7 protein-coding genes are annotated in these 12,911 nt (G+C 62.1%); 1 reads left to right on the top strand and 6 read right to left on the bottom strand.

Translation table 11 applies throughout. The annotated features are described in order from the left end of the window. Nucleotides 1–85: 85 nt before the first annotated feature. Complete coding sequence (locus tag KIH81_RS01755; protein WP_214303798.1) at nucleotides 86–481, top strand: Gfo/Idh/MocA family protein; 396 nt, start codon at nucleotides 86–88, stop codon at nucleotides 479–481. Between the two features lie 359 nt (nucleotides 482–840). Here the strand turns inward: KIH81_RS01755 and KIH81_RS01750 are convergent, their stop codons facing one another. The 6 genes from KIH81_RS01750 to KIH81_RS01725 form a co-directional block, all read right to left on the bottom strand. After that, nucleotides 841–2,118 (bottom strand): glutamate-cysteine ligase family protein, encoded by a 1,278-nt coding sequence (locus tag KIH81_RS01750; protein WP_109056557.1) that lies wholly within the window; start codon nucleotides 2,116–2,118, stop codon nucleotides 841–843. 249 nt (nucleotides 2,119–2,367) lie between these two features. Continuing rightward, entirely contained in the window at nucleotides 2,368–7,626 is a 5,259-nt protein-coding gene (locus tag KIH81_RS01745; RefSeq protein WP_236029119.1) for an acyl-CoA dehydratase activase-related protein, read from the bottom strand. 287 nt (nucleotides 7,627–7,913) lie between these two features. Continuing rightward, a complete protein-coding gene (locus KIH81_RS01740; protein WP_214303797.1) occupies nucleotides 7,914–9,194 on the bottom strand; it encodes a glycoside hydrolase family protein in 1,281 nt (426 codons plus the stop codon). 151 nt (nucleotides 9,195–9,345) lie between these two features. Beyond that, the gene (locus KIH81_RS01735) at nucleotides 9,346–10,188 is read right to left on the bottom strand and encodes a carbohydrate ABC transporter permease (protein ID WP_214303796.1); all 843 of its coding nucleotides are present in this window, start codon (nucleotides 10,186–10,188) and stop codon (nucleotides 9,346–9,348) included. A gap of 1 nt (nucleotide 10,189) precedes the next feature. Further along, complete coding sequence (locus KIH81_RS01730) at nucleotides 10,190–11,176, bottom strand: carbohydrate ABC transporter permease (RefSeq protein ID WP_236029113.1); 987 nt, start codon at nucleotides 11,174–11,176, stop codon at nucleotides 10,190–10,192. Between the two features lie 189 nt (nucleotides 11,177–11,365). Next, on the bottom strand, nucleotides 11,366–12,610 hold the full coding sequence (locus KIH81_RS01725; protein WP_109056554.1) for an ABC transporter substrate-binding protein: 1,245 nt from the start codon (nucleotides 12,608–12,610) through the stop codon (nucleotides 11,366–11,368). Nucleotides 12,611–12,911: the final 301 nt, after the last annotated feature.

The following is a 12,911-nucleotide window of genomic DNA, read 5'->3' as shown; positions in this document are numbered from 1 at the left end:
TTACATTATCAATAAGTAGAAAACACCGAAAAACAGCCGTTTTTGCAATCTAATAGTTTTAGATATATTTGTTCGCAACAACATCATGCACAGTAGCTTCATGTTGCCACCCAACACACCGTATCGCACTTGTCCCTCATCCAAAGGAGCCAATGATGGAAATCACCCCATACGTGCAGCGATCATCGGGGGCGGCGCGATATCCGATGCCTACCTGACCAATCTGACTTCCAGGTTCAAGGGCATCACCGCCATCGCCTGCACCGACCTCGACGAACCCAAATCACGCGCACAGGCCGAACGATACGGCATCAGGGCCCTGTCCGTGGAACAGGTGTTTGAAGACCCCACCGTCGATATGGTGGCGAACCTCACCCCACCGGCGGCCCATGCCACGGTGATCCGGCAGGCACTCGAACACGGCAAGCACGTCTTCAGCGAGTATTCCCCCTCATTGAGCCAGACGCTGCAATCCGATTGACGGCGCGTTTCCGACGGCTTCGCATGGGTTTCGGACGACCGTTCACGCATAAGGGTGCGGGACGATGCACGGTTTTCCCCGTAAATCGCGCGTCATCCCGCACCCTTAATTGCTCCGCAATGTTGCGGATTATGCGAAACGGCTTGATTCCAAGGTTTTTCACGACAGACCATGCGGGACAATCCCCAAGTCAATCAATTGACGCCGCTCTGGTCCCACAGTAGTGCGGGATGATGGCCGGAATCAGCTGATTCCGCCGCATCGTCCCGCACGTGCAACGTCTACGGGACGCGATTCCCCTCAGACCACAATTCCGCTGCGCCGAAGTCGCCGGCGCGCAGAGGCTCAAGCCGTCAAAACTACTCCTGGAACACGTCCGGGTGGTTCGGGTCGCCGGGGATGTCCGCGAGCAGACCCTCGAGGCCCAGGAATTCCTTCCAGAAGTCGAGTGGCTGACCGTACGGGGTGGCTTCACGGCCGTGGGCCTGCAGGTTGGCCTTGGCCTCGTACACCTCGGACTCGGTGATGCCTTCGAAGTAGCTTTCCAGACGGTCGCGGTTCTCGGGGATGTAGAACAGCGAGGAGACGATCTCCGTCAGACGTTCCGCGCGCTCGATGGGCAGCGAATCCCAGTGGCGCAGCTCGATGAAGTTCTTGAGGCGCACGTCGTTGAAGTGCGTGGAGATGATGTGGTTGATCTCGTACGGGTTGAGCTCGCGGTCCGGGTACACCTCGCCCGCGTTCTCGCGGAAGGCGGGGCGGTGCAGCTCCTTCGGCGAGGCGCCGGAAGCCACCGCTTCGGGCGTGTGGGTCAGGTCAGCGAACATGAGCGGCGTGGAGAGCACGTCGATGGCGTAGTCCTCCCAGCCGTAGCGCGGGTCGAACAGGCCGGGCAGCACATTGGTGCGCTGGAAGTCGAGGAAGTCCCACATGCGCTGGCGCAGCAGCGGGTACGGGTTCGGCTGGCCCTCGAAGTACGGGGTGTTGCGGAAGTAGTACGCCAGAATCGGGCCGATCACGGTGCCCAGACGCATCTTCTCGATGGCGTCGCGTTCATCCACGAAGTCGATGCTGACCTGGGTGGACGCGGAGCAGCGCATCATGCACGGGCCGAACTGGCCCACGCGACCGAGGTAATCGGTCATCGCATCGTAGCGGTCCTTGGGGTTCACCGGCACGTCGGCGAAGCTGGACTTGGGCTGATAGCCGTAGTTGACGAAGCGGAAGCCGAGCTCCTCCAGGATCGGGTCGGCCTCGCGACGGAACTTGGAATACAGCGTGATGAGGTCGCTGGGCTTCCTGAGCACGCCGATCGAGGTCTCCACCTGACCGCCCGGCTCCAGCGAGACGGACACGCCGGGGCGCGCGAGACCCACCAGATGGCCGTTCTCCCAGTATTCCTTCTCCGGGTCATAGTAGGGGGCCAGGCGCTTGAGCAGCGTCTCGATGCCGTTGGGCTCGTAGTAGCTGACGGCCGTGTCGCTGCCGTTGTGCACGGGCAGGTGCTCGATCTCCACGCCGAAGCCGCCGGTGCCACGCTGCGCGCGACCGTTCTCGAAGAACTTCAGCAGGCTCTCGACGTGCTTCGGATTCGGCTTGGCCAGCAAATGGGCATAACTAATTCTCGGAGTAACCATAATCGGTATGGTATGCGAGCCGGGGCATTGCCGCGCCCGAACGCCCGCCAATCGGCTATACGAAAAACCGATAGCGGGCATACGGCCTCGAGCCATCCCACCGTGTGGTCAGTCTTCCACCGTGTGGTTTCCCGGAATGGCTTCATTCCGCCAAAACGGCTTTATTCCAAACATCCTTTACACCACACGGTGCGCAAACATTCACACGGTGTGGGGATGACCACACCGTGTGAATGGCAACGCTATGCCCTAGTCGGCGGAGGTGGAGCCCTGCGGCTCGCCGGCCTCGGCGAACTTGGCGTTGTGCGCCTTCTTCGCCGCCGCGATCATGAGCTTGATGCGGTTGAGCTGGTTCGCTTCGGAGGCGCCCGGATCGTAATCGATGGAGACGATGTTGGCCTCCGGGTGCAGACGACGAATCTTGCCGAACATGCCGCGGCCGGTCACATGGTTGGGCAGACAGGCGAACGGCTGCGCGCAGATCACATTCGGGCAACCCTGTTCGATGAGCTCCAGGATCTCGGCCGTCAGCAGCCAGCCCTCGCCGGCCTGCACGCCGATGGACGTGACTTCGGCGGCCTTCTTGACCAGTTCCGGCATCGGGTCGTCCTGCTTGAACTTGCCGTGGGCGGTGGCGATGGCGGCCTTGATGGGCGCGTTGTACCGGTCGAGACCCCAGCGCATGAGCGCGTAGAGCGTCTGGTTGCCGCCCATGCCGAGGTTGTGCTCGTTCCAATCCGTGATGTACGGACGGGTGGTCATGAACTCCATGATGCCGGGCACCACAGCCTCGCAATCCTGCGATTCGATGACGTCGACCACATGGTTGTTCGCGTCCGGCTGGTACTTGACGAGGATCTCGCCCACCACGCCGACACGCACCTTGCGCGGGATGTCCTTCAGAGGCAGCGCGTCGAAGGACTTCACGATCTCCTTGGCGAGCGTATCGTACGGCAGCCAGCCCTTCCTGAGCCACGGGGTCTTGGCCGCGGTCTTGGAATAGCCGTGGTGCTCGATGGTTTCGCGCACGATGGTGTCCCACTGCTCATACAGGTGGTTGGCCGAGCCCTTCTCCACTTCGTAGGGGCGTACGCGGTAGAGGCACTTCATGAGCAGGTCGCCCAGGATCAGCGCCTTGACGGCACGGTGCAGCATGGGCACGGTGGCCTTGAAGCCCGGATTGTCCTCCAGGCCCTGCGTGGAGATGGCGATGACCGGGATCTGCGGGTAGCCGGCGTCGATCAGGGCCTTGCGGATGAGACCGAAGTAGTTGGTCGCACGGCACATGCCGCCGGTCTGGGTGATGGCCAGGGCCACGTGATCCGGATCGTACTTGCCTTCCAGAATCGCGTCGATGAGCTGTCCGATGACCATGATGGCCGGATAGCAGGCGTCGTTGTTCACGTACTTGAGGCCGGTCTCCACGTCGCCACGGCTGGCGTGCTTGAGCACGTCGAACTTGTAGCCACCGGAACGAATCACCGCCTCCACGAGGGACAGGTGGATCGGGCTCATCTGCGGGGCCACGATCGTGTAGTCCTTCTTCATGTTCTTGACGAACTTCTCGCGGTGGGCATAGCGGCTCATCGTGGCGTTGTTGTGCGCGGACTGCTTCTTGCCGGAGGCCTTGGCGGACGACTGGTCGATGGTGCCGTTCGAGCCGGCGAGCACGTTCCCGGCGTTCCGGGTGTTCGCGGCGGCCTGGATGTCCCGCTGGGCGGCCTTCTTGGAGGCTTCGCGCATGGCCTTGGTGAGCTTCGGATTGGCGGCCATCGTGGTGTCGAGCAGCACCTGGCGGCCGGGGGTCGGCGCCTTGGTGCCGGTCTTGCGGAAGCCCATCGGCTTGGGGCCTGCGGGCTGTTCATCGGCCGACTGTTCGGCCTTGACCTTGGCTTCGGCGGCCTCCACGGCGGCCTGTGCCTCGGCGAGCGCGGCCTTGGCGGCGGCCAAATCGGCTTCGGCCTTGGCCTGCGCGGCTTCACGGGCCTTACGAGCCTCGGCGGTAGCCTCGTCATCGGCTGCGGCGGTATCCCCGGCCGCAACCACCTGGCCGGCAGCAGCGGCCTCGCGGGCCTTGTTGGCCTCGCGCTCCTCGACTGCGGCCTTGAGCGAGCGCAGACGGATCTTGGCGGCGCCGAGGTTCGAGACCTCGTCGATCTTGAGCAACGTGTATACGTCCGCCTTGTCCGCGAGGATCTCGGCCACCTGGTCGGTGGTGATGGCGTCGAGGCCGCAGCCGAACGAGTTGAGCTGCACGAGTTCAAGCCCAGGATAGGAGGCCACGAAGTGCGCGGCGGCGTACAGGCGGGAGTGGTAGGCCCACTGGTTGGTCACGCGCAGCGGCATCCTGGTCACGGTACGGTCGCCCACGTGGCGGAATCCGGCGGCGTTCTTGGCGCGCGGGCTCTGCTCGCCTTCGGCGAGGAATTCGGTGAGGTTGAGCTTCTCCCCCGGCTGCAGTTCGCAGATGGAGTCCTCGGAAAGCACCACCATGCCGAGCGAGCAGATGGTCTCGGGGATGCCGTGGTTGATTTCGGGGTCGATGTGGTAGGGGCGGCCGGCGAGCACGATGCCGCGGCAGCCGTGCTCCTTCATATAGGCGAGCGCAGCCAGGCCCTCCTGCTGCACGTCGTGCTTGAAGACCTTGTCCTCGGCATAGGCGGCCTTGACGGCGGTCTCGGCCTCTTCGCGGGTCACGTTGGCCCAGGCGAACTCCTCGACGATGCGGTCCACCATGAGGTCGTGGTTGGCGAGGTTGAAGTAGGGGTGCATGTAGCGCACGCCGTCCTCGCGCAGTTCGGGCATGTTCGCGCCGACCACGAGCGGGTAGTTGGCCACGACCGGGCAGTTGTAGTGGTTGTCGGTGTTGGGCACCAGGTTGTCCTCGTACGAGACGCACGGGTAGAAGATGGTCTTGATGCCCTTGTTGAGCAGCCACTTGATATGGCCGTGCACCAGCTTGGCCGGGTAGCAGATGTTCTCGGAGGCGATGGATTCGATGCCGGTCTCGAACAGCTCGTGGGAGCTACGGCCGGAGATCATCACCTTGAAGCCAAGCGAAGTCAGCAGCGTGAACCAGAACGGGTAGTTCTCGTACATGTTGAGCGCGCGCGGGATGCCGATCTCGCCGCGGGTGGCCTTCTTGTCCGTCAGACGGCGGTAGGCGAAGCAACGCTTGTACTTGTAGTCGTACAGGTTCGGACGGTCGGAACGCTTCTTCTTGGCGTCGCCGCCGCGCTCGCAGCGGTTGCCGGTCACGAAGCGCGAGCCGTCGGAGAACGTGGTGATGGTGAGCTTGCAGTGGTTCTGACACAGCTTGCACACGTCGCGCTCGGTGGTCATGGACATGTTGTCGAGCGCCTCGCCGGTCAGGATGGAGCTGGCGGTGTGGGTTACGCCGTCGATGACGACGGTATGCGTTTCGGGCTCGGCGGCGGTCTTCTTGAAGCCGTCGGCCGGGGCCTTGGCAGCGTCGCCGGACGCGGCGGCATCGGCAGGAGCGGCGGCATCGGACTGTCCCGATTCGGCCACAGCCGGGGCCGCAGCCGAATCGGCCGTCTCCTCGGACCCATCGGCCTTGACGGCCACGTCCAGATGGTCGGCCTCGTCCTGGTAGTGCATGCGTGCGGTCAGTGCCGCACCGAACGCGCCCATGAGGCCGGCGATGTTCGGACGGGTCACCTTGCGGTCGGTGAGCAGCTCGAAGGCGCGCAGCACGGCGTCGTTGAGGAACGTACCGCCCTGGACCACCACGGTGTCGCCGAGTTCGCCGGAATCGCGCAGCTTGATGACCTTGTACAGGGCGTTGCGCACCACGGAATAGCACAGGCCGGCGGCGATGTCCTCGATGGAGGCGCCTTCCTTCTGGGCCTGCTTGACGGACGAGTTCATGAACACGGTGCAACGCGAGCCCAGGTCCACCGGATGCGTGGAGGCGAGCGCCTTCTGCGTGAACTCCTGGATCGTCAGGCCCATGGACATGGCGAAGGTCTGCAGGAACGAGCCACAGCCGGACGAGCAGGCCTCGTTGACGGCGATGGAGTCGATGACGCCGTCCGTGATGGCCAGGTACTTCATGTCCTGGCCGCCGATGTCGATGACGGCGGTGACGCCGGGACTGACCATTTCGGCGCCGCGGTAGTGGGCCATGGTCTCGACAACGCCCTCATCCAGATGCAGGCCGGTGGTGATGAGTCCCTCGCCGTAGCCGGTGGCGCAGGAGCGTGCGATCCACGCGCCTGACGGCAGTTCGGACTGGATCTTCTTGACAATGTTGATGGCCGCGGTCAGCGGGCTGCCCTCGTTGTTGGCGTAGGAGGACCAGACGATCTCGCGGTCGTCGTTGACGAGCGTGGCCTTGATGGTGGTCGAGCCGGCGTCGATGCCCAGGAAGTGGGGGCCGTGCGCGCCTTCGAGCGTACCGATGTGGATGTGCTCGCGGTGGTGGCGCTTGTTGAACGCCTCGCGGTCCGCCTCGGTGGGGAACAGCGGAGGCATGGTGGGCGTGTTGGAGGGCAGGTTCTTCAGCTCCTCCAACGTGTGCAGAATGTCGGCGCAGGTGCGGGCCTCGAAGTGGTGGCCCTCATCGTCCGAGTCGATGTCCGCCTGGAGCGCGGCACCGTACGCCACGTACAGGTGGGCGTTGGTGGGCACGATGAACTCGTCCACCTTGCCTTCGAGCGCACGCTGGAAGGCGGCGCGCAGTTCGGACATGAAGAACAGCGGGCCGCCGAGGAAGATCACGGTGCCGTGGATCGGGCGGCCGGAGGCCAGGCCGGCGATGGTCTGCGTGGCCACTGCGGTGAAGATGGATGCGGCGAGATCCGGCTTGGCGGCGCCGTCGTTGATGAGCGGCTGCAGATCGGTCTTGGCGAACACGCCGCAACGGGAGGCGATCGGGTACAGGTTTTCGTAGCTCTTGGCCATCTCGTTGAGGCCGGCCGCATCCGTGTCCAGCAGCGTGGCCATCTGGTCGATGAACGCGCCGGTGCCGCCCGCGCACGAACCGTTCATGCGCTGTTCGGGCGTGGGCTTCAGATACGTGATCTTGGCGTCCTCGCCGCCGAGCTCGATGATGACGTCCGCGGCCGGGTATTCCTTGTCGATGGCCTCGGTTTCGGCGATGACCTCCTGGATGAACGGCACATGCATGTTGTCCGCGAGGGCCAGGCCGCCGGAACCGGTGATGGCGAGACGAATCGGTTCGTCGCCGCGACCGAGTTCCTCGAGCTGCTTGTGGATGTCGACGAGCAGGCCGGCCACGGTAGCGCGAACGTTGGCATGGTGACGGCGGTAATCGGAGAAGAGGGTGCTGCTCAGGGAGTCGGACTGGTCCAGCACCACGGCCTTGACGGTGGTGGAGCCGATGTCGAGTCCCACGCGCAGGGGCTTGGCGTTGCCCGATACGGCCGCCGTGGTCGCGCTCGTGTTCGTGTTCGGCGTGGCGTTCACGCGCGCGTTCGCGGTGCTGGCGGCGTCCGTGGTCACGTTCGATGCGGTGTCAACCATGTATTCCTCGTTAGCTTCGGCCTCCGGGATAATCGCCTTTCTCACGGCACCGCAAGGCATCCCGAACCGTTTCGGACGGCTGGCAGGCACCCTGCGGACGGCTTCGCCCGGCTACTTCTCGCCCTAAGAATAGTCCGACCACCTGCCCAACATGACGCCCCGCAGGGTGATTTCGCTCACGGGAAGCATGTTTCCCGACACTTTTCAAGACTTTGACGGGCCTCTGCGCAGAATGTCCATAACCGCGCCGTGACGCCGTTCGCCGTCAGATCATGCGGCATCATCCCTTACGCGACGATGGCTTCGTCCACATCCACCGCGGAACCCACCGAACCGAATCTCTGCCCCGACTTGTCGGTCCATTGCGGCACTTCGCCGGTGACTGTGACGGTAAGCACGTAATCATCCTCGGGCAGTTCCGGCGAGACGTACCGGTAGCCGCAATCCGGCGATTTGGCGTACCAGCTCACGAAAATGGGGTCCGCCGCCATCACGGATTCCCCGTCCGCCCCGGCTCTGCGAATACCGACCCTCGCGTACGACCCCCACGGGTCAGCCCGTCCGGTCAACGCCACCCGCGAGCCATGGAATGGAACGGAGACCGATTCGCCGTCCTTGTCCGAGCAGAAACCGACTTTGATGCGTCGCCCTTCGAACGGCTCCGCCTCGCCCGAGGCCGGCGACCATGCCGGCCGGTAGCCCGCCAACCGCAGCCGCCCATGGTTCACGGACAACCGCTGCCAGACATAGGTGGCGGCGGAGGCCTGATGCGGGAACGACCAGCGGTCGCCCATGTACATCGCGATCTCGCCATGCTCGGTGTGCACCGGCAGCACGTACAGCGTCTGCGAATTGCAGGTCATCGTGCCTTCCGGCGCGAACAGGCCCTGATAGGTCCACGGGCCGCGCATCGAGGGCGCGGACAGGCAGTAGTTGTCGTTGCAATCCCATGAGGTCTTGTTGGAGAACAGCATCCAGTACCGTCCGCCGAGTTTGGCGACGGCCGGCGCCTCGCCACCAAGCGCAATGCCTTCCCCCACTTGTTCGACAACGGACAGATAATCATCGGCCAGGCGATAAATGTCACCTTCATGGACCAGCAGGTAGCCGGTGCCATCATTGTCCTGGAAGACGCCCAGATCCCAGCGACGAATCGGCTCGCCGTGGAAGGTCAGCGGGCCGCGGAATTCGTAGTCGCCGTCGATCGCGTCGCAAACCGCGTAGCAGATGTGCGGATCGCAGTATTCCAAATCGTCGGCGTGCATATACATCACGTACCGACCGGTCGCGGGGCAACGCATGACTTTGACCCGCTCGCCGATGCGCCCCGGGCCCATCAGACCGTCCTTCTGCTGCGGCATCACGATTCGCCGGAACATCCAGTGCACCAGATCCGGCGACGAATAGCAGGAGAAGCCGGCGAACCGGTTCTCCTCGTCGGTCTTGTATTCGCCGAAAAAGTAGTACAGGCCGTTTTCCTCGATGATGCATCCGCCATGCGCGTTGACCGTCCGGCCGCGATCATCGAACCACGGGACTCCGCTGATGATGAGTGATTGCCGCGGCATAGCTTCATCTCCTTGAACGCAAAGCCGCCTTTCCGGTAGCACCGTCGACACTGCCGGACGGTGCACACCGGAAAGGCACTGCTCTGAAATGGAACCGATCATGCGCGGGATGGTTCCGGAAAACCGCAAAGACCAATCCCGACTCCCCGAATCACCCCTTCACCGATCCAGCCACCAGGCCGGACACAATCCACTTCTGGCAGAAGATGAAGAAAACGAACACCGGAACCAGCGCGATCACCGTGATGGCCATGAACGCCGGCCAGTTGGTGGTGAACTGGCTCATGGAGTTGAACACCTGCAGGATGATCGTGCGATTGTCCGTGGAGGACAGGAACACATTCGGCTGCAGGAAGTCGTTCCACGTGGACAGCGTCTGGAACACGACCACGGTCGCCAGAATCGGTGTGATCATCGGAAGGACGATCTTGTAGTAAATCTTGAACGGGCCGGCACCGTCGATGCGCGCCGCTTCCAGCACCTCCATCGGCAGCTTGCGCATGTATCCGACGATCAGGAAGTAGCAGAAAATCGAGTTGACCAAGTACAGCGCGATCAGACCCCACAGCGTGTTGACGAGATGGACGTTGGCCTCCATGCGGTACAGCGGGATCAGCGTGGCCTGCAACGGGATGCAGAAGGCTATCATCAGCACGGCGCCGACTCCGGCAGTGAACCAGCTTTTACGCAGGATCATGCCGTATGCGGCCAGGGAACCGATGAACAGCTGAAGGAACACCGCCACGACCGTGACGATCAGCGAGTTCAGGAAGCTTCGGGCGATCGGTAGGTTAGCGAAAGTGTCGATGTAGTTCTGGATGGACCATGTCTCAGGCAATCCGAACGGAGACTTCGCCATGTCGATGGAGGTCTTGAATGAGTTGACGATGATGTAGTACAGCGGGAGCGCCATGATGATTGCCACGGCGTTGATGAGGATCGTGCGCACCCACACGCCGATCTTCGCCCTAGTGCTTGGCTTGAGCTTGTTCATATTACGCGAACCTCCTAGAGATGGCGCTGGTGAGAGCCGTCTGCCCGAGAACCACGATCAGACATGCCAGCGTGAACAGCACCGCCAGCGCCGAACCGAGACCGTACTGCGACTGTGAAATACCATGGACGATGATCGCCTGGGTGATGGTGTTGGTGGAATATCCGGGGCCACCCTTGGTCATGCCGAAGGGCAGGTCGTACACCTTCAGGCCGTTGGTGATGAGCAGGAACGTGGAGACCACGATTCCGGGAATGAGCTGCGGCAGGGTGATGTGAATGAACTTCTGGAATCCGCTGGCACCGTCGACGGCGGCCTGCTCGTAAAGGTCTGCGGGAATCGCCTGCAGATACGCCAGATACAGCGTGGCATGCCAACCCACAGCAGCCCAGATGGCCACGAAGATCACACAGCCACGAGCCAAGGTCTCATTGGCCAGCCACGGTACGGAATCCAGTCCCATCGACACCAGCACGGAATTGAGCGCGCCCGTCTTGAGCGGGGAGAGGATGAAGCTCCACACCATACCCAGCACGATCAGCGAAGGAACTCCAAGGAAGAAGAACAGGGAGCGGGCGAACGAGCGGCCGTAGAACTTCGCGTTGAGCAGCACCGCCAGAGGAATGGCGATAATCGTGGTGATCAGCGTGGTGGCGAGCGCGAACAGGATGGTGAATCCCAGGCCCACCAGCAGGGAGGGATCAGTGAACACCTTGCGGTAGTTGTCGAAGCCGACGAAATTCACATTGGGGTTGAATCCGGTGTAGTCGGTAAAGGAGTAATACACTGTCTGGATCAAGGGGATCAGCGTCAGCACGACGAACACCGCGAGGACGGGGATCAGGAATCCGGTGGACGATGCCGATTCAACGAATCCGCGGGTCTTGTACCACGGCGTCTTGCGGACGCCATCGCGTCCACCGACCTTGGCGTCGCCGCTGCTGTCGGACTGCCGCATCATTGCGGGGTTGCATGTTTGTGCCGTCATGTCTTTATTGCCTTTCCATAAGGAGTGCGTCGGGGCGAAACTTTCGAAGCGCAGAGAAGAGGAGAATCGTCAGGAGATTCGCCCCGACCGGAGCGGCGGCTGGCACTGAAGTGCGGAAACCCAGCACCCAGAGAACCGGCCGCCGCTGATTTGCGCATTCGCTTTGATTGCGCATTCACACCAATCGCGTTACTTGGCGTTGGCCTTCCAGGTCTCGTCCATGTGCTTGGCCACCGAAGCGGCGTCCGTGCTGCCCTGGATGAGCAGCTGCCATTGGGAGGTCATTTCCGTGGCCATCACGTTGCCGTTCTGGGACCAGTTGGTCCAGTAGTACTTGCCGGTGGTCACGTACTCGTCGTAGATGTCCTGCAGCTGCGGAGCCACGTCGGCGGCGTATTCGGAGGAGACGGAAATCTGACCGATGTTCTTTTCCTCGAGTTTGAGTCCCTCTTCGGAATTCATGAAGGCAAGGAACTTCTCGGCAGCCTTGAGCTTATCGCCATCGATCTTCGAGGAGATGGCGAACGGGGAGTCCGGACCACCGCCCACGTACGGTTCGCCGCCTTCCACCGCGGGGAACGGGGCGGTGGCGTAGTCGACGCCGGAGGAGTTCAGGTCGGGGAAGTCCCACGGGCCGGAACGGAACATGGCCAGCTGGCCGGTCATGAATTGCTGCTTGATCTGGTCGTTGTTCACGCCCACGACCTCCTTGGGCATGGTGCCGGAGTCGATGAGCTTCTGCCATTCCTTGATGATCGGGGTCCACTGCTTTTCGAAGCTTCCGCCTTCGCCCATTTCCGGCCATTCGCTGGTATCGATGCCCTGCTTGGCGTAGTAGCCGCCAAGCATCGGCTGGAACGAGCCGGAAACGACGGTCGGATCGTCCATGTACGGCGTGATTCCCGCAGCCTGCAGTTTCTTGCCCAACTCGCAGAATTCATCGATCGTCTCAGGCACGGAATCGTATCCCACCTGCTTGAGCAGGTCTTTGTTATATACAATGACGCCGACCCATGCGGTGGGGCTCATGCCATAGACCTTGCCGTCACGTGTATAGAGGTCCTTATTGGTGTCCGGAATGGAATCCATGAACGGCTCATTAGTCAAATCCTTGGCCAATCCGGCGTCCAGCACTTCATTGCGCGTCTCGATGGACATGTGGAACACATCGGGCAGCTGGTTTCCTGCGGCACGTGTGGTCAGCGTCTGCGCGTAATCGGCGGCTTCGCCCTGCGCGGTGCTCAGATCGACCTTAATATCGGGGTTGGCTTTCTCGAAGGCCTCGATGATGGGCTTGACCTGATTCTCGTTGTTCCACGAGAAGTAGGTGATGGTGGTTTTGCCGGAATCAGCCGTTCCACTACCGCATGCGGCCAACGGAACGATCATCGCCGCTGCTGCTACGGCTGCGATGATGGTCTTGGAGAACTTCATGATTCTTCTTCCTTCCTGCGGCACCCGCTTTGGTGTCGCCAAGACTATTAATCAAGCTCGGCTCGAACCTCGGGGCCACTATGCCCCTCCATTGTGCACCGTTTTGATTTGTTAATACGTATGAGTAACTACGTGACTTCAGTATGCCACCAAGGGGCAACGGCGGCAAAGCGGCGTGTCGCAATGACATCATTCCCATGAAACCTCACAATAAAGCCATTTATTGACGGCAGACAGCACGGCAATTACCCTCCAGGTCACTCACAGGAAATCACGCCACGCCGGAATTTGTAAATCGGTA

Origin of the sequence: Bifidobacterium miconisargentati (assembly GCF_019331675.1) — a bacterium.
Taxonomy (GTDB): Bacteria; Actinomycetota; Actinomycetes; order Actinomycetales; family Bifidobacteriaceae; genus Bifidobacterium; species Bifidobacterium miconisargentati.
This window is presented reverse-complemented; position numbering and strand designations above follow the sequence as displayed.